General features: G+C 44.8%; 15 protein-coding genes. 13 read left to right on the top strand and 2 right to left on the bottom strand.

Annotation, left to right across the window (positions count from 1 at the left end; translation table 11 throughout):
- The first annotated feature begins 1 nt into the window (after position 1).
- From ASG85_RS08305 to ASG85_RS08295, 3 genes are all read left to right on the top strand, one after another.
- Positions 2 to 853 carry a sugar phosphate isomerase/epimerase family protein gene (locus tag ASG85_RS08305; RefSeq protein ID WP_060645908.1) on the top strand — a complete coding sequence of 284 codons (852 nt, stop codon included), beginning with the start codon at positions 2 to 4 and terminating at the stop codon, positions 851 to 853.
- 135 nt (positions 854 to 988) lie between these two features.
- Positions 989 to 1,663: a TVP38/TMEM64 family protein gene (locus ASG85_RS08300; RefSeq protein ID WP_057304186.1), complete on the top strand. Its 675-nt coding sequence runs from the start codon at positions 989 to 991 to the stop codon at positions 1,661 to 1,663.
- 27 nt (positions 1,664 to 1,690) lie between these two features.
- Positions 1,691 to 2,377 carry a phosphatase PAP2 family protein gene (locus ASG85_RS08295; protein WP_060645907.1) on the top strand — a complete coding sequence of 229 codons (687 nt, stop codon included), beginning with the start codon at positions 1,691 to 1,693 and terminating at the stop codon, positions 2,375 to 2,377.
- Positions 2,378 to 3,143: 766 nt separating this feature from the next.
- Here ASG85_RS08295 and ASG85_RS08290 read toward each other — a convergent pair.
- Both ASG85_RS08290 and ASG85_RS08285 read right to left on the bottom strand, forming a co-directional pair.
- On the bottom strand, positions 3,144 to 5,144 hold the full coding sequence (locus ASG85_RS08290) for a beta-galactosidase trimerization domain-containing protein (protein ID WP_060645906.1): 2,001 nt from the start codon (positions 5,142 to 5,144) through the stop codon (positions 3,144 to 3,146).
- A gap of 139 nt (positions 5,145 to 5,283) precedes the next feature.
- Positions 5,284 to 6,168: an AraC family transcriptional regulator gene (locus tag ASG85_RS08285; RefSeq protein WP_060645905.1), complete on the bottom strand. Its 885-nt coding sequence runs from the start codon at positions 6,166 to 6,168 to the stop codon at positions 5,284 to 5,286.
- Between the two features lie 491 nt (positions 6,169 to 6,659).
- Here ASG85_RS08285 and ASG85_RS08280 point away from each other — a divergent pair, with 491 nt between their 5' ends.
- The 10 genes from ASG85_RS08280 (at position 6,660) to ASG85_RS08235 (ending at position 19,341) form a co-directional block, all read left to right on the top strand.
- Positions 6,660 to 7,967 carry an ABC transporter substrate-binding protein gene (locus ASG85_RS08280; RefSeq protein WP_060645904.1) on the top strand — a complete coding sequence of 436 codons (1,308 nt, stop codon included), beginning with the start codon at positions 6,660 to 6,662 and terminating at the stop codon, positions 7,965 to 7,967.
- An 87-nt stretch (positions 7,968 to 8,054) separates the two neighbouring features.
- Entirely contained in the window at positions 8,055 to 8,939 is an 885-nt protein-coding gene (locus tag ASG85_RS08275; RefSeq protein WP_060645903.1) for a carbohydrate ABC transporter permease, read from the top strand.
- A gap of 18 nt (positions 8,940 to 8,957) precedes the next feature.
- A complete protein-coding gene (locus ASG85_RS08270; protein ID WP_060645902.1) occupies positions 8,958 to 9,785 on the top strand; it encodes a carbohydrate ABC transporter permease in 828 nt (275 codons plus the stop codon).
- Positions 9,786 to 9,833: 48 nt separating this feature from the next.
- Entirely contained in the window at positions 9,834 to 10,853 is a 1,020-nt protein-coding gene (locus ASG85_RS08265) for a LacI family DNA-binding transcriptional regulator (protein ID WP_060645901.1), read from the top strand.
- A 72-nt stretch (positions 10,854 to 10,925) separates the two neighbouring features.
- A complete protein-coding gene (locus tag ASG85_RS08260) occupies positions 10,926 to 11,879 on the top strand; it encodes a carbohydrate kinase family protein (RefSeq protein WP_060645900.1) in 954 nt (317 codons plus the stop codon).
- A 2-nt stretch (positions 11,880 to 11,881) separates the two neighbouring features.
- Positions 11,882 to 13,249: a glycoside hydrolase gene (locus ASG85_RS08255; protein ID WP_057304195.1), complete on the top strand. Its 1,368-nt coding sequence runs from the start codon at positions 11,882 to 11,884 to the stop codon at positions 13,247 to 13,249.
- Positions 13,249 to 14,529 carry a glycoside hydrolase family 125 protein gene (locus tag ASG85_RS08250; protein WP_060645899.1) on the top strand — a complete coding sequence of 427 codons (1,281 nt, stop codon included), beginning with the start codon at positions 13,249 to 13,251 and terminating at the stop codon, positions 14,527 to 14,529. Before ASG85_RS08255 ends, ASG85_RS08250 begins: the two co-directional genes overlap by 1 nt.
- 23 nt (positions 14,530 to 14,552) lie before the next feature.
- Positions 14,553 to 17,591: a glycoside hydrolase family 2 TIM barrel-domain containing protein gene (locus tag ASG85_RS08245; RefSeq protein WP_321166572.1), complete on the top strand. Its 3,039-nt coding sequence runs from the start codon at positions 14,553 to 14,555 to the stop codon at positions 17,589 to 17,591.
- Between the two features lie 56 nt (positions 17,592 to 17,647).
- Positions 17,648 to 18,589, top strand: coding sequence for an aldo/keto reductase (locus ASG85_RS08240; protein ID WP_060645897.1), 942 nt, complete (start codon positions 17,648 to 17,650; stop codon positions 18,587 to 18,589).
- Entirely contained in the window at positions 18,586 to 19,341 is a 756-nt protein-coding gene (locus tag ASG85_RS08235) for a sugar phosphate isomerase/epimerase family protein (RefSeq protein WP_235550092.1), read from the top strand. The genes ASG85_RS08240 and ASG85_RS08235 overlap by 4 nt, the downstream gene beginning before the upstream one ends.
- Positions 19,342 to 19,360: the final 19 nt, after the last annotated feature.

Raw genomic sequence — 19,360 nt, 5'->3', positions numbered from 1 at the left:
AATGAAATTATCCGTGTTTACTGTAGCGACACCTGACCTGACACCAGAAGAACTAGCAAAGGCGGCCGTTGCTGCCGGGATTGAAGGCATTGAATGGCGTTTTAAAGATATTCCTGCTGACGCGGTAAATGAGAAGCCATCTTTCTGGAGAAATAATCTTTGTTCCATTGATCCGAATGGTTCGGATGAAGAATTGGAACGTTTCCGACTCGCTGCTGTTAACAATAACTTAGTGAACTTGAGTATCACCCCTTACTTAAACGCTTGTAATGTTGCAGAAACCGAGCATGTTTTCAAAACGGCTCAGAAAATAGGAGCTTCCTTCATTCGCGTTGGTGTTCCTGGCTATGACAAGAGCAAGAATTATAATGACTTGTATGCAACGGCTGTGGACTATTTACATCATGTGCAGGAATTTGCTCAGCAGTATGGCGTTAAAGCCTTAACTGAAATCCACCATAATACGATCACACCAAGTGCTGGATTGGCACATCGCTTGGTTGCCAACTTCAATTCAGATCACATTGGGGTTCTGCATGATGCAGGCAACATGGTGCATGAAGGATACGAGAATTTCCGCATGGGTCTTGAGCTGCTCGGACCTTATCTAGCGCATGTTCATGTTAAAAATGCAAGATGGGTCCCAACTGGCGAAGAGCAAGATGGCATCAAACTCTGGAAAAGCGAGTGGTCACCACTAAGCGAAGGGATCGTCAATTGGAAGCAACTGCTGAATGACTTAAAAGCGGTCGGCTACGACGGTTACCTCGGCATTGAAGATTTCAGCGGTCAATATGGCTCGCAGGAGATGCTGAACAATTTTGCTTCGAAAGTGAAGCAATGGTTGGCTTAAATAATTGTTTGGTCTTAGGAGTCTCACTCGTCTTCAGCGGGTGGGGCTTTTTTCATTTGCATGCCAATGGGTTGATATGTAGCCCTTGCTTTGTGTAAGATGGAACTCAAGAATACAGGGTAAAGGAGGGGAGCCATGGCGCGCTCGAAATCGCTCTGGTTACTATTATTATGGTTTTTAATCGCTGTTGCTGGTCTGCTCGTTTTGAAATGGACCGGTGTATGGGAGCGCTTGGATTTGGATTGGCTGACCGATTGGCTGCGAAACCTAGGTCCACTTGGTGGGCTGCTATATATTGTTGTTTATACGCTGCGTCCATTGGTGTTATTTCCGGCAACACCGTTGACTCTGTATGGAGGCTATGTGTTTGGTGCTTTCTGGGGGACTATCTATGATATGATTGGGGCTGGTGCCGGGGCGATGCTCTCTTTCTATATTACGCGAAAATGGGGCCGCAAGAGCTTTCAGCGGATTTTGCGAAATAAGAAGCTTCAGTCTTTCGATCAGAAGGCCGAGGAAAAAGGTTTTATGGTCGTCCTGTATATGCGGCTAATGCCTTTCTTTCCTTTTGATGGCGTCAGTTATGGGGCAGGACTTTCCAAAATTCGCTTCTGGGACTATACGTGGGGAACGCTGATTGGAATAATTCCAGGCGCCGTTGTTTATAACGTTTTTGGCGCATCACTGCAAGATATTGGTTCGGGTAAGTTTTATGCCGCAGTGGGAATGTACATCGCTTTTGCGTTAATACCGCTGCTTCTGAAAAAGACACAGGCACTAAGGACTCGCGACCGGGAAAATCGTACATAGAAGTTTAGTAGGGGGAGAACTTAAGTTATGCAGGGGAAAACGTTGTACAAAGATTTATTCTGGGGATTTGGAGCAGCCTGCGTGTTGTTAATCGGTTTTGTTCTATTGTCTCAAAGCTTGTCATCTAGCTGGTTAAAGGAAATTGATGAGAGTATTGGTAGTACTGTACGTTCACTGAGGAGTGACGCTGTAACACCGATTGCTTTATTTTTTACTACAATGGGAAAAGCGATAACAGAATTCATTGTATTCGTTGTTGTAGCCCTGATCCTACTGATCAAATTTAAGCACAAATGGGAGACGCTTGTACTGCTCATTGGTGTATTGACAGCGTGGGGGTTGAATCAACTGCTTAAAGCTCTATTTCAGCGTGAGCGCCCTGTTGGAATGTGGTTAATAGAAGAAAATGGCTTCAGCTTTCCTAGTGGACATGCGATGGTGTCTAGCTTATTCTATGGATTGATCGGCTACTTATTGTGGACCAATGTGCGTAAAATTTGGAAAGCTGCCTGGCTAATTCCGGTTGTTACTATCGTTGTGGTTGTATGTATCGGGTTAAGCCGCATTTATCTTGGCGTTCATTATCCAAGCGATGTACTGGCAGGGTTTGCCGCTGGCGGCGCCGGACTCATTGGATGTATCATGGCGATTCATGGTATAAGGACGAGAAAGATACGAAGCATACATAGATCGGAACAGCTGCGAGGCTTTTAGTATTAGATCGAGATTGGTAAAATAGAAAAAAGCCGTCAGGAATATCCTGACGGCTTTTTTGGATTAGGGGATATGGCGAAAACAACAATTTTCTTGATTTCTTCTCGGCATGCTATGAATGTTGTATGTTGGAGATCGTCGATTCATTCATTCAATTTTCTTCTATATTCAGATGTCTTAAATCGGAGTCCTTCTACCTATGTGCTCACTTGAGGATGCCATCCATATTCGCGGTTGAGTGATGTTGTAAAAAGTGCAACAATTTCTCCTTAATCTCGCCTTTCCCCCTTCGTTGTTGCATAATGTACAACAATTTGGTCCTATATAGGCCATTTCGTAACAAATGGGTTCAAAATGTTGTACAAACTGCAACTTCAAGTTGCGAAATAGCCCTTAGGCTTGTGAATTGTTGTAGAAAATGCAACATTGGTAACCACAATACCCAAAACTAATCACAAAACGGATGAACGATTCCATATTACCATTTTAAGTCATACCTACAAGTGGTGAGGAAGACATAATGAATGAATCGACGATCTATGCTGTACAACAATTCATCCTTTTTTAAAGGCTATAGAGCTACTATTGGCTGGAATTTGTGTATGTTATGCAACAATTCGCGTGGAAACGCGGATTAGCTTGCCTATAGTTGCACAAAATACAACTTTACAAGGATGAGCAGCGAATGTAAGCCTTAACCACAGCTTGCTTTGCATCAACCTTACATGCGCTCTCGCTCTAGGAAGGCGAAGCCGTTTACTTTTATTTAGGTTTCAAAAAGAACCATCTGGTGACCAGTTAGATTAACAGAAACAGAAGTATAACCATCATCATCCGTCCTATGAGGTATCATCGTCATCTCAGGCAGCAGCATGACTTGTTTAACCTTCTCATCCAATTTGATCTGAACGGAGATATCCTTTAAAGTCAGCACATCTTCGATGACTTGGGTATCTCCCCGCAAGATGGGGACGGCATAGAGTAAATGCAGCACGTAATCAGTCCCATTGGATTGACGGGTCAAATTTACTTTCCCAGCCGAAGGAAGATCGGTTTTCACCGTTGGAGCCGAGATAAACTGTTTGACACATGCAAGGAATAAATCCCTATACAACTGTACGCCGTGCTTCCGATACAACCTAAATAGCGGTTGGGCGAGATAGATGATATTGCCGTGTTTAATAACTGCCGGATAATCCGCTTCTTCTTTGGCCGGAGCGTGAAGATGCGAACAGAAATGCCCGTACCTCCGGTTGAAATAAGGCCTGTAGCTTTGGGCCAATACCTCAGCTCTATCGACCCGAACTTTATAACCCGATTCATAATTGAGAAAAGGGGATCTCACAAGCGAACCTGTTAGTTGATCAGTAACAAGGGTGTAATCCACATCCCACTCTGATTTCCCATCGAACTCCACGCCTAGATCCAAGGCAAATTCGGGGCGATCCGACCGAAGCCCGCTTTCTGCGCTCATAATCAGATTTCCGCCGCCAGCTATATAATCTTCAAGTTTGCGCTGTAAGGCATCAGATACTCGTATACAGTCGGGTAGTACGATAATTCGATAGACGGAGAAGTCCACTGAGTCATCAATGATATCGAACAAATAGTGGCCCTCTTCAAGCATCATATAAGCACCCATATCGCTTGTTCGGCTATCTTCCGCATCCATTAGTGCATTGGCTGAAAGGATGGCAATTTCGGCTACGCTAGTCGTATCCTTACACCATGGTTCTTTGGCCGCAATCCCATCGAAAGCTTCCCCAATAATCCGGTAGGTTTCTTCGTCCATTCGTCCATCAGGGTGAAGCTGATCCCCAATACAAATTCTTGCTCCGAAGGCTAGCATCTGCTGGCATTCATACTTCAATGCGGCTGGATTTTTGAATCCGCCAAATTCTCCCCACGATTTGTGGAATTTCCCTGTCATTCCAAGATACTGGAAGTCTTGTTTGCGAATGTACCGAACCATGCTGGTGAAGTAATCATAACCCCATCCGCCTGTCGGCAGCGATTCGATGTCGTAATGCGAGTAGTAAGGGTAGTATTGTTTTTCACCCATTTTTTCCGTACAGCAGTTATGATACAGTCTGGTTTCCGGGTTAAGGGACCAGATTAGTTCGGATGTTTTCTGCAAGTAATTCAAATACACTTTTTTGGCCAATTGCTTACGGTGATCCGGGTTGTTTTCATCAAGACCCATTTCTTTGAGGCTGTCGCGGCAGAAAGAACAGACGCAAGGATATTCTCCGACGATATCGTAAAAGATTCCAACAGGCTGGAATCTCTCCATGACTTCCTTCGTGTAGTCCAGAAGATACTGTAAATACGGTGTATTCAAACACAGCATATGCCAACCGTCAAAGCCGGTCGAACGAGGCGCTTCTGGACCTGCTGATTTCGGTGGACCGTAAGGGTCATCACCTTCGGGGGCGATTGCCACCCAATCTGGATGCTCGCGGGCAGAAAGCTCGTTAAATCCTACGGTAATATAGATCGGAGCCTCGATGTCATTTTTGCTGCAAGCATCTAACATGCGCGGCAATAAATTCGTTTCCAAATGAGGGTGGGGCTTCCCGACTTTCGTGTCAAAATAACTCCAACCATGATGGCACATAGCGAAGACGTTGATGGTATCTACTTGAGCACTTTGCAAACAAGAGATGAATTGTTCTTCATCGAAATTGCTACCAACGCCAGTAATGTGCTCGGACGTATGAAAGTCCAGATGGACTTGGCGGTAACGAATAGATTTAAACGATTTCATAGATTCACATTCTTTCTAAGTGTATTGTTATTCTGAGTGAACCACCAATCTGGATGGAAACTCACATTTAGAATAACAAAAGCACTATGAGCTGTCTTTGAAGGAATGTATTACATTTGTACAAAACTATCCTAATCTTTTAATATCCCTCCCTTAAACGTTTGCGATAAGCAGAGGGTGACTCACCATAATTTTGCGTAAATAATCTCGAGAAGTAGTGGATGGAACCAAAACCTAGGTCTTCCGTGATGTCGGTGATAGACAGATTGGTCTCACGCAGAATCTTCTTGGCTCTCTCCAGCTTGCATTTAATCGCATATGAATGAGGGCTCATGCCTATTTCCTGGATGAATAACTTGTGCAAATAGGAAGTGCTAATCCCTAGTTGCGAAGCCCATTTCTCAATAGAAATATTATGTTGAGGAAATTCCTTCATTTGCTTCATGATCAATTGCATTCTTCTGTCACTTTTAAGGGTAGGGTTTCGCCAAAGGTTCGCCAATTCTGAAACAAATTGCTCAAAGGCAGCCCTTCTAAAAAGTTTGGCATCTTGTTGTGTCTGCTCGATATTTTCGATGATATGAAGATATAATTCCATCCATCTCATCTGCTTGGGGGCGTGCACTTTGGTAGGAATCGCAGGCATATTCTGAAATACGACGTTAGGTGAGCACTCGGAAGGATCACAGATCTGGTCTCCGAAATGAAACAAAGACATATCTCCCACTCGAGGTATCGTGTTGATCCAATCAAAGTAAATCGAAGCATGAACCATCGGATGCTGGTGATCCGCATGAAAAGAGTGAGGCATGCCTGGCGGAATGTAAAATAGCTCTTCTCTGGCACAGGAATAAACGGTTGTTCCAATCGTTATTAAACCTTTGCCTTCATAGATGTATACAAACGAATGCACGAACGATTTACGCGGACCAATTCGCTCATTCGGACGAAACGGAAAATAATCGGCTCGATATATTTGCGGAACAATGTCCGCTAGTTGTACCGTTTTCACTTCTAGCTTCATATATTTAGTGTCACCTCGATCACCTTAATATTTGTATAATACAATACTTTATGAATGAATGAGATTCATAGAGCGAAAATTTTAACCTTTGTAAATTTATGCCATTGTCAAAAGAAGATAATCGATTTATACTATGAACCAGAAGCACAGTAAACTTTCTGGTATCGATACCAGAAATCGCATTATTTATTCAGATACAATTAGTTTGGATATTTAGCGCTAAATCTGGTATCGATACCAGATTGTTGTAATCTTACACAGGAAGGTGGTTAGCCCCTGCGAACGTTTTGCCCATCATTCTGGTATCGATACCAGAAATAATTCTTAGACGAAATGTTTATGCTAAAGAATGCATATAGGGTGGTGCAAGCGCCATGAATAACGTGAAATAAGATGGCGTCGTATGTGTTTGGGGAAAGCTGAAATGAGCCTTGGAATTACAAATGTCTAATATGATTATCCAAATTTCATTTAATCGGAGGAACAAGACTATGAAAATTAAAGCATTGTCCAGTGTGCCACTAGCTCTTAGTTTGATTCTTGTCGTTTCTGCCTGTGGTGACCAAAATAATACGAGTACTTCGACGCAAAAACCAACTACGACTAGTTCTAATCAAAATGAAAGCGCTTCTAACCAGAAGGTTTCGTTAACGATGTGGTATTGGAACGGTGCGATATCCGATTCAACGATTGATGCCGCTAAGAAAAAATTCCCGAATATTGATTTGCAAGCACAGAAACTTCCGTCCGGGGGGGATTACGCAACCAAATTAAAAACAACAATCTCAGGCGGAGGAAGCGGGCCGGACATCGTAGCGATGGATAGCTGGGTTACTTCCATGCTACCTTACAAAGAAAAATTCGTGAATTTATACGATCAAGGCGCTAAGGACATTCAACCCCAGTATTTGGATTGGAAATGGAAAATGGCTGCGTCTGCAGACAATAAATATTTGATCGGCTTGCCGATCGATGTTGCTCCTCTTGTTATGTACTACCGCAAAGATTTGTTTGAGAAAGCGGGGGTGCCGAGCACGCCGGAAGCCATTAAGAGCGAAGTGAAGACGTGGGGCGATTATTTCAATCTTCAGCAGAAAGTGAAAGACGCAACAGGATCACAATTACTATCCATTGTGGATGTTTTCAGAAACATCATCGGCCAAAATAGCCAAGGCTATTTTACGGAAGATGGGAAATATATTGGAGATCAAGCACATATCAAAGGTGCTTGGGATATGGCTGTGAAAGCCTACCAATCAGGCTTAACGTATCCCAATGTTAGTGATGCAGAGAAAAATGCCGCAATGAACAACAGCAAAGTTTCTTCCTTCATCGGGGCATCATGGGCAGTTGGTGATTTGATTGGCGCAGCTCCTGACACGAAGGGGAAATGGCAGATTGCCTACCCGCCTGGTGGTGTGGGTAATCAAGGAGGATCATTCTTCGGATTGTTGAAATCGACGAAAAATCCGAAAGAAGCTTATGAAGTGATTAAATTCCTTACGAGCCCTGACAATCTGGTTGCTGGATATAAGGAATTTGGTAACTATCCGTCTACGCCGGAAGTTTACACGAAACCCGATATGGTCAATAAAAATGAGTTCTTCGCAAACCAAGATCTGAGTCCGATATTCGCTGATGCAGCAAAAGATGTAAAAATCGCACCTGTCGATGCAAGAGACGATATGGTGGGTACTTCTTTGACGGATGAAATCGGTTTAATTGACACGCAGAAGAAAGACCCAGAAAAGGCTTGGAAAGATGCGCAGGATAAAATTAAAAGGCAGCTTTCACGCTAAGCCGTAATTGGTAAGAAAATGAATGAAATAATGGATTTAGGTGAGGAAGCTGGCTTCCTCGCCGCATCCAATTAGCGGAGGAATAGCATGGGAGGTCTTTTTAAAGAAATTTATAAGAGCAGAACACTGTATCTATTTATTTCTCCATTTTATCTTTTGTTCCTGATCTTTTCGGTTTTTCCCATTTTGTTCTCGATGTACTTAGCCGTACATAAATGGGATGGGATTGGGGAAATGAAATATGTTGGATTCAAGAATTTTGATTATATGTTCCATGATCCGACTTTTTGGAAGGTGTTAGTCAACAATATCGCACTTTGGATATTGGGGAACGCCCCGCAGCTTCTGTGCGCATTGGTTGTCGCCTATATCATCAATTTATCCATCGTAAGATTCAAAGGTTTTTACAGAATTGCCTATTTTCTTCCGAATGTAACAGCTATGGTGGCTGTCGTCATTATCTTTCAGTCCTTGTTCGGCAACGAGTACGGGCTAATTAACTATTTGATGGAAAAAATCGGCCTTCATAAGATCGCATGGTTAAATTCTGAATTTGGAGCCAGAGTCGTTATTGCAGCCATGATTTCATGGAGATATATGGGGTATAACGCCGTCATCTATTTATCGGGCTTGCAAAGGATTCCCAAAGATCTATACGAAGCAGCTGAGCTGGACGGCGCTACCTTATTTCAAACTTTCACCAAAATTACGATACCCATGCTCAGACCTATCATCTTGTTCTCCGTGATGATGTCAACAATCGGCGGGTTTCAAATTTTCACGGAGCCTCAAGTATTAGCTGGAAATCAACCGCCATACCCGGGTACCGATACGATCGTTCTCTATATGTTCCGGGAAGGTTTTAATTATCAGAATTATGGTTATGCAGCTGCGGTATCATGGGTGTTATTCATCATCATCGGCTTATTATCCGTCCTCAATTGGAAGTTTTTCAACAGATCGGATGATTGATAAAAAGGAGAATACAAGATGACTGTTGAAGTGTTGACCAAAAAGATAATCGTAAATACTTTATTGATGATCGGAGTCGCGATTTCTATATTTCCATTTTACTGGCTTATCGTCATGTCAACGAATGAGACCAGTGCGATGTTTGCTTTTCCTCCGAAGTTAACGTTCGGAACTAATTTTATGAATAACTTTCATCATGTATTGGAGAAAAGCAATTTTGTTCGTGCCTTCTTCAACACGGTTTTCATTGCATTGATTAGCTGCACGCTTCAATTGTTTTTCAATTCATTGACTGGATTTGCGTTTGCCAAGTTTAAGTTCCCAGGTTCTAAATTGCTGTTTTTTGCCATGATGGCCACGATGATGATTCCTGCGCAAATGCTGCTCGTTCCGCAATTCATCATCATTAAGGAGTTCGGGTGGCTGGGAAGCTATAAAGCCTTGATTATCCCGGGCATGGCAAGTGCATTCGGAATTTTCTGGATCAGGCAATATGCGCTAGCGATTCATGATGATTTGCTCGAGGCAGCGAGAATCGATGGCTGTAATAAATTTGGACTTTATTGGCATGTTGCTTTGCCGATTCTTAGACCTGCGCTTGCCTTTCTCGCTATCACGACGTTTATGGGCGTATGGGAAGATTACTTGTGGCCTTTGATCGTATTGACAGACACATCCAAATTCACGTTAATGTTGGCCTTACAGCAATTAAAATCGGCTCATACAGCAGACTATTCCATGGTCATGACTGGAGCTCTTATGGCTACCCTTCCATTGATTGTCTTCTTCCTCATTGTGAGCAGACAATTCATCGCTGGGATCACAGAGGGTGCAGTTAAAAGCTAAGATATTCGTTGGAAGAGAACTAGTTTTAGAGAAGGTAGGGTGACAAGGTTGGCTCCGAAGATTAAGGATGTCGCCAAACAAGCGGGCGTTTCCGTGACTACGGTTTCGCGGGTGCTTAATGGAGAGAAGTATGTAAAGGACGATCTAAAAGCTAGAGTGAAGAGAGCTATTGACGAGCTCGGCTACGCGCCTAGTCATATCGCAAGGAGTCTGGTACGGAAAAAGACGAACCTCATCGGTGTCATTGTCCCAGACCTTACGTCAAGCTTTTACTCCACCATTCTAAGCAGTATTGAAGAAACAGCGAGTCTTAATGAGTACAATCTTCTGGTGTGTAACATTATTGAGGATACCGATAAAGAGTTCAAATATTTAAACGTATTTAATGAAATGCGTGTAGACGGCATTATCATTATGCACGAAAAATTGAATGATGAAATCCGGGCATTTTTGAATAAGCTGGATATTCCAATTATTTTCTCAAGTGTAAGGCCATCGGATCAAACGTTCCTTTCTGTGATTATTGATGATTACGCGGCAGCCTTCGACGCAACCAATTATTTGATAGAGCTTGGACATCAACGAATTGGGTTTATTGGGGGCGACATGAGAGACGTGACCTCCGGCCAAAATCGCTACATCGGTTACCGCGGTGCTCTATCCGAGCGCAACATCCCAATCGTAGATGAATTCATTCGGTTCGGTGATTATAAAATACAAAGCGGATACAATCTCATGAAAGAGATTCTAGCTTGCGGTACCCATCCAACCGCTATATTTGCGGTGAGTGACGATATGGCTGTAGGGGCTATGAATTGCGTTCATGACCATCAGTTGAAAGTTCCGGACGACATTTCGATCATTGGATTCGATGGAAGCCAACTGACGGAGTTGGTTCGTCCACAGTTATCCTCGATGGAGCAGCCTATTCAGGATATGGGGAAAGTTACGGTGGAAACGCTGCTTGGTTTGATTACAGGGGATGCGGAAACGCCGAAGGAAGATATCATTTTGAAACACAAGCTAGTTGTCCGTAATAGCTGTGGTCCTTATCAGGAAGACAAATAAGCATAGAAAAACATAGATATAGAGAAGCGTAAAAGCATAAATATTTATCTGGATTGAGAGAGGGAGAGTATATTGAAAAAATTTGATGCGGTGGTCATCGGTGACGCCAATATAGATCTTGTTGTGGCAGGACTTAATCAAATTCCTCAGCCTGGTCAGGAGATTTTCGTTGATAATATGACGATGCATGTTGGCGGGGGAGCGGCTTTGTTCGCGATTTCACTCGCTAAGCTCGGGCTTCATGTAGCTTTTAACGGTGTTCTGGGGGATGATGGAAACGGCCATTATGTTCGAGAGCAATTCGGTCAATATGGTATCGATACCAGCTTGATTGCAACGAGTAAAACGAGTAACACCGGTATCACGATTGCGATTAATCCCGAGACGGATCGGTCTTTTATCACATATGGGGGATCCAATATGGAGCTTCAAATAAGGGATTTGGACTTGTCGCAATTCGCTCAAGGGAAACATGTCCACGTGACCGGATATAGAGGAAGACGCAACCACGAAGAATTCATAGCGATGGCCAAAGGATTGAAGGAGATGGGGCTAACCCTTTCTTGCGATGTAGGCTGGGATGATTCCGGCGAGTGGTTTAAGGGTGTTTTCGATTTAATGGCTTATTTTGATGTGTTTCTAATGAACGAAACGGAAGCTTTTCATTACACAGGCTTCGATCATATAGAAGAAAGCTTACGCTTTATGGCGAGCTATTCCAATCATATTGTGGTTAAGCTCGGTCCAAAAGGGGCCGTAGCCATGAAGGAAGGCCGGATCACGTATCACTCGGCATTTCCAGCTGAGACTGTAGATACAACTGGTGCAGGGGATTCCTTTAACGCTGGTTATATCTATGGACATTTGACGGGTCAAAATGTGGAAACCTGCTTGCAGTACGGAAATGTTTGCGGAGCACTATCTGTCGGAGCTCATGGCGGCAGCACGGGTACACCGGACAAGGATAGGCTTGAGGCCTTTATCCTTCAATTCGGAGATCACATCAAAGAACGTATGGAGGCGTAATTATGAAATTGACCTTAATTGGAGGCGGCGGGGTTCGTGCCGTGTTATTTACAAAAAGCTTAACTTTAAAAGCCGAAGATGCCGGGATTACTAAGCTTGTTCTTCATGATACGGATGCGGAGCAGCTTACTGTTATTTCGAAATTATGCCAGATCGTAATCGACCGCAGTGGAATTAACCTTCAGCTGGAGACGACAACAGATAGCCGCGAAGCGATTAAGGGTGCGGACTACATTGTAACTACGGTACGTGTAGGTAAGGAATGGTCACGGTATATTGATGAGCAGATCGCTCTAAAGCATGGCGTGATAGGTCAAGAAACAACTGGACCAGCAGGCTTCTCGATGGCCATTCGGACGATTCCAGTTCTCATGGAATATTGCGAGATTGCTAAAGAGCTTGCACCCCAGGCCTGGATCTTTAACTTCTCGAACCCGTCTGGGCTCGTTACGCAAGCCTTGCGAAATGCGGGCTACGATAAGGTGATCGGGATCTGTGATTCGCCAAGCCATACGAAGCTGCGAATGGCGGAAGCGTTAGAGATCGATCCGAAGGAGCTTGAAGTTGAATTTTTTGGGCTTAACCATTTGTCATGGATGACTAAAGTGATTTACCAAGGCAAAGACATTATGGCGGAGCTTAAGAATGATCCTGATTTTACAAGTCGGGTGGATGAATTCAAAATGTTCGACACCGATTTGCTGAAATCACTTCCTTTTCTGCCGAATGAATATTTGTACTATTATTACCACCGTGAAAAGGCTTTCGCCAATATCGTTAAATCAGGTATGACGCGCGGCCAGATGATCGCAGAGAATAATAAGGAAATGCTGGATATTTTACGTAAGATGGATATTGAGAGCAACCCGGATGAAGCCATTCAAACCTATTTGTACTATACGCAAAAAAGGGAAGCTTCTTATATGGCGATTGAAACCAACTCGGAGTCGAAGCCTGTTCTACCGACAGATAAGCTGGAGCTGCCTAACTCACTTGGCTATGCAGGTGTCATGCTGGATTTTGTGGAGTCGTTGCAAACGGGAGAGACCAACAACATCGTTTTATCTGTACCGAATGAAGGCAGCATCGAAGGTTTCGCGGATGATGACGTCGTCGAAATTTCTTGCATAATCACGAAAGACGGGGCAAAGCCAGTTCATATCGGTTCCGTGCCGGAGGAAATGAGCTTGCTAATGAAAAATGTGAAGCTGTTTGAGCGTCTGACCGTTGAGGCTGTCAAACATAAATCGCGTGATCTAGCCATTCAGGCACTCACTGTTCATCCGCTTGTTAATTCCTATTCCATTGCTAAACTGCTTGTCGATGATTATTTGGAAGCCTATAAGGATATTCTGGGGGATTGGAAATAATGACTTTGCCTAATTCTGTCACTTCCTTGCTTGAAGAAGCGGAGATTAAGCTTGCTGGGCATCCGAAGCTGCTCGCCATGTTCAAGAACTGCTATCCGAATACACTTGAAACGACGACCAAACTAATGAACGACAATACCGCATTTGTATTCACCGGGGATATCCCGGCGATGTGGTTAAGGGATTCCAGTGCGCAGGTGAGGCATTATCTACCGCTTACGGCCGGAGACAAAGAACTGCAGGAAATAGTAGCGGGCTTGATTCGCAGGCAAGTCGCTTATATTCATATCGATCCTTATGCGAATGCGTTTAATGAGGAAGCGAACGATAATAGGTACGATCAGGATCTGACCGAGCTGAATCCGTGGATTTGGGAACGCAAATACGAAATCGATTCGCTCTGTTACCCAATCCAACTGTCATACTTGTTTTGGAAGGCGACCGGACGGACGGATATGTTCGATGATTCCTTCCGGTCAGCGGTTCACACGATTATCTCGCTATGGAAAACCGAACAAAGACATGCCGAACAATCTCCTTACCGATTCGCCCGCATAGATTGTCCGCCAAGTGATACATTGCGTAATAATCGGATGGGAATGCCCGTAAATTATACAGGGATGACTTGGTCCGGATTTCGGCCAAGCGATGATGCTTGTACGTTCGGTTATTTGATTCCCGCAAATATGTTTGCGGTCGTGGTGCTCCGTTATATGGAGGAAATTGCCCAGCTTGTATGGGACGATCAAGAATGCGTACATCTTGCGGCGGAGCTTCGAGAAGAGATTGACTTTGGCATTCAAACCTACGGCACTTATCTTCATCCCAAGTACGGGAAGATCTATGCCTATGAAACAGACGGATTCGGCAATTACAACCTGATGGATGACGCTAATGTTCCCAGTTTGCTGTCGATTCCTTATTTGGGTTACACGACCTCTGACGATCCAGTCTATCAGAATACGCGTAGATTTGTGCTAAGTAGTGATAACCCATACCACTTTGAGGGGGAATATGCCAAAGGCATTGGAAGCCCGCATACGCCAAAAGGGTATATCTGGCCGATCAGTCTGGCGATGCAGGCTCTTACCTCAGAAGATGAAACCGAAGTAAGTGAGCTTCTGGAGATACTGATGCGGACGGATGCGGATACGGGGTACATGCATGAAGGGTTCGATCCGAATTCCCCGACCGATTATACGCGCCCATGGTTTGCTTGGGCCAACAGTTTATTCGGCGAGTTGATCCACCGTTTGATGGTAAAGGGTTACTTTAATTAAAAGATGTCTTTACGAAGGAGAGAGTGGTCACTTTGATTCACATCAATCGATATTGGGAAGACTTAAGCGTTTTGCAGGTGAACAGGGAGACTCCCCGAGCCCATTATATCCCTTATGTGGATGCGGGATCGGCGAAATCCGGAAAACGTGCGCGTTCCCCTTTTTATCAGACATTGAACGGAAGTTGGAAGTTCCAATATCATCGCAGTGTTAGGGATGTAGAAGAAGTTTTCTACGAGGAATCGGCCAATGTCAGCGCCTGGGATGAATTAATCGTTCCTTCTTGCTGGCAGGTGAATGGCTATGATCAGCTTCAATACACCAATATCAATTATCCTTTTCCTTGCGATCCCCCTTATGTACCGGATAACAACCCGGCTGGGCTGTATGTGAGAGAATTCAACGTTTCGGGTCACTGGGACAAGAAGGATAAATATATCGTCTTTGAAGGGGTTAATTCATGCTTTTACCTCTGGGTAAACGGCAAGTTTGCCGGTTACAGCCAAGGCAGCCGGGTACCTGCGGAATTCAACGTATCTTCCTTGCTCCGCGAAGGTAAAAACCGCATTGCTGTCATGGTGCTGAAATGGTGTGACGGTTCTTATCTGGAAGACCAAGATGCATGGCGGTATACCGGAATCTTCCGGGATGTGTATTTGCTTGCGCGCGATTCTGTCCATGTTCGAGATGTGTTCAATAAACAAACGTTCGAAGACGGTTTCCGGAAGGCAACTCTTCTGACAGAGCTTCAGACGACGGGTGCTCTTACAGTCAGAGCTGAATTGAAAGACGCACAAGGTAACATCGTTGGTACGGACGAAGCCGCTGTCGACGGAAAAGGCACGCTCCGCTTCGAGGTGACGGATCCGGTCTTGTGGAATGCCGAGAAACCGAATCTGTACCAACTCTATGTTCACAGTGGTAATGAGGTGCTTCAATTTCCAGTCGGATTCAGGCAAATTACAATTGCGGACGGCGTTTTCCAGATCAATGGACAGGCGGTCAAGCTAAAAGGCGTCAATCGCCACGATTCCCATCCTGAGCTCGGACAGACGATTCCGCTGAATCATATGATCAAAGACCTCGTTCTAATGAAGAAGCATAATATCAACACGATCCGTACTTCACATTATCCGAACGATTCCCGATTTATGGATCTGTGCGACGAGTACGGTTTCTATGTTATTGATGAAGCTGACTTGGAATGCCATGGAATGGGGACGGCCAGCGAGGAATGGGATGATGCGAATATCCATCTGCTTTCTCAGAAAGCTGAATGGAAAGCTTCGTTTCTAGATCGGGCTATTCGGATGGTAGAACGAGATAAGAATCATCCATCCATCGTTATGTGGTCTATGGGCAACGAGTCTGGTTACGATGTTAACCAAATCGCGATGGCTGAATGGACCAAATCGCGTGATGCTTCCATACCGGTTCATTATGAAGGTGCTGTTTCTAGTCAAGCTAATCCCGACGTAGAGAGTCTCGATATGGTAAGCCGGATGTATGCTTCTGTGCAAGAAATTGAAGCTTATGCCCAGGACGAGAAACAGAAGAAGCCGCTGTTCCTATGCGAGTATAGCCATGCAATGGGGAACGGTCCAGGCGATTTGAAGGACTACTGGGATGCCATTTACAAATATCCGAAGCTCATGGGCGGCTGTGTGTGGGAGTGGTGCGATCACGGCATCAAGACGGAGACGAGTGACGGTACGCCTTTCTTCGCTTATGGGGGCGATTTTGGAGATAAGCCTAACGACGGGAATTTCTGTATCGATGGCCTGATTACGCCGGATAGGAAACCGCATACGGGGCTGCTGGAGCTCAAGAAGGTGATCGCGCCCATTCGCATCGAAGCGGTGGATTTGCGAAAAGGTACGATCACAGTGACGAACCTTTACGACTTCATCGATTTATCTCATTTGGGGTTTCATTGGAAGGTAGAAATGGACGGACAGATTGTCCAGCAGGGACAACTGGGGTCTATTGAAGCCGCACCGCATGGTCATCAAATTGTGGCAATACCTTATGAATTGCCAGAAGTATCAACGGGAACCTATATGCTGACCTTATCCTGTTGGTTGAAGGAACAGACGAGTTGGGCGGAAGCCGGCTACGAAATCACATTTGAACAGTTTGAATTACCTGTGTTGCAGGTGAAAGAATCAGGTGTTAGCTTAAGGCAATTGTCCCCTCTTCAAGCTTATCAAGTGGGAAACATTCTGACGATCGAAGGCTTTGATTTCTGTCATACGTTTGACTTATACAGCGGAACGATACAGAAGATTTCCAAGCAGGGAGTGAATATGCTCCAAGCTCCGGCCCTATTCACTATCTGGCGAGCTCCAACGGATAATGACATGCACGTGAAGGAAAGATGGATGAATGCAGGTTATGACCGGATAGCAATGAAAACATACCGCTGTGAATGGACGGAAATTGACGGAACGTCTGTTGAAATCAAGAGCGATTTCTCCCTCGGCGGAGATAGCCGGTTTACAGTTCTTCATGGAGAAGCGATATGGAGAGTAGATGGAACTGGCGAGATTTCAGTCAAGCTGCAAGTAAAAGTGGGAGAAAGGCAGGTCTATCTTCCACGTTTTGGCCTTCAGCTTACGATGCCTCAAGGTATGGAGGAAGTGGAATATTTAGGCTTCGGACCGCATGAGAGCTATATCGACAAGCGTCAGAGCGTGAAAAGAGGCAGATACCTGATGACGATCGATGAGATGTTTGAAGATTACATCATGCCTCAGGAGAATGGGTCCAGGTATGGAACAGAGTGGGCTATTGTTTCCAATGAGCAAGGGATGGGGATCAAATTTTCCTCTCCAGAAGATTTCTCTTTAAATGTGGCCCATTTTACGCCAGAGGATTTGACAAGAGCGGCTCATAACTACGAGCTTGCGAAGAGGAAGGAAACGATCGTCCACCTGGATTACAAGATGAGCGGGGTTGGATCCAATTCTTGTGGACCGCAGCTTCTTGAGCCGTATCGTCTTGACGAAAAAGAATTCACGTTTGAACTCCGTTTGATGCCGGTGTTTAAAGAGGATGAATAGAACGGCAGCCGTACTCACTTTACTTAGTCGGTCAAATGTTTGAAGGAGGCTTCAGGATGAGATATATGAATATCAAGGGCGTAGACAAACCCATTTCCCGGTTGTTCATGGGAACGGGAGATTTGAGGAAATTGGAAGAGCCCGAACGGATGATGCTGGATGCTTACATTCGCGCTGGCGGCAATGCCTTCGATACTGCTCATCAATATCGCGGGAAAGAACTGGTTCTCGGTCAATGGCTTGCGGAGCAGAAGAATCGGGAAAAGGTGGTCATTCTAACAAAGGGTGCTCATCATGATGACGGCAGTCCCGGTCCACGGGTAAATCCGGAAGCGATCCGCAAGGATTTAACGGAGAGTCTGGAACGGCTAGGAACGGAGTATGTCGATCTATATGCGCTGCACCGGGACGATCCGAGCGTGTCTGTTGGACCGATCATCGAAGAGCTGAATGTGCACCTTGAGGCCAAGCGAATCCGAGCTATTGGAGCATCTAACTGGTCGCATAAGCGGATCCAGGAAGCGAACGAGTACGCGGTTGCTCATAAACTCATAGGTTTTTCATTCAGCAGTCCGAATCTTAGTCTTGCTAAGCCTAATGAACCCCGCTGGGAGGGCTGCGTTTCGGCTGATGAGGAAACTTGCGGTTGGCATTCGGTCAATCAGCTGCCATTATTGGCATGGTCCGCTCAGGCTGGCGGATTTTTCTCAGGCAATTTCACACCAGACAATCGTGCAGATGAGGAAATGGTACGCGTGTACTACAGCGAAAACAACTGGGAACGTTATCGTCGTGCCGCGAAGCTGGCGGAAGAGAAACAAGTTACACCGATTCAAATTGCCTTATCATACGTTCTTAATCAGTCATTCCCGACCTGTGCAATCATTGGGCCTCGAAACCCTGAGGAGCTAGATTCCTCTATACAAGCTATGAATCTGCCTTTAACTGAGCAAGAGGTCGAATGGTTAGATTTGAAAAGGGAGGAGATTGCGGAATGATCAAACATAAATTGGCTGCGCAATTATATACCTTGAGAAACGAATTGAAAAAAGATTTCCCAAGCGTGCTGAGAGAACTGAAAAAGATGGGATGGGCGGCCGTCCAAATCGATGGATTACATGGAAACCCGGCGAAAGATATTGCTGCGGTAATGAAGGAAATCGGCTTGCAAACGGCTGGTATGCATGTCGGTTTGGAGCGATTGAAGAACGATATGGACGCCGTGTTGGAGGAGGCTCGCCTTTTCGATACGAAGGATCTGATCTGTCACTCCCTACCGGATGGGCTGCAGAATCCTGAAGGATTTGCTAGTGTGCGTCGCGATTTGCAGCAGGCAGCTTCCAAAGTCAGTGGCTTGGGATACCGCGTAGGTTATCATAATCACGATTTTGAATTTCATACGACAATCGACGGTAAATTTGCATTGGAATATTTGCTTGAAGATCCGGCTATTTATGCAGAGATTGACACCTATTGGGTAAAAAAAGCGGATCAAGATCCGCTATCCTTCATCCAAAATTATGCTTTTCGTATGCCCATCCTCCATTTGAAGGATATTACTGCAGACGAAAGAAAATATTTCGCTGAAATCGGAACTGGATTGATTGATTTCGCACCTATCCTGAAGTGGGGATTGCAAAATGGGGTAGAATGGTTCGCCGTTGAGCAAGATTATTGCCCGGGAAACCCGATGGATAGTCTTGCGTTAAGTTATGCCAATTTGATAGAGCTAGAGAAATTGATTCATTGAAATCGATAGGAGGAGAGAT

The organism is Paenibacillus sp. Soil724D2 (genome assembly GCF_001427935.1).
Classification (GTDB): domain Bacteria; phylum Bacillota; class Bacilli; order Paenibacillales; family NBRC-103111; genus Paenibacillus_E.
This window is presented reverse-complemented; position numbering and strand designations above follow the sequence as displayed.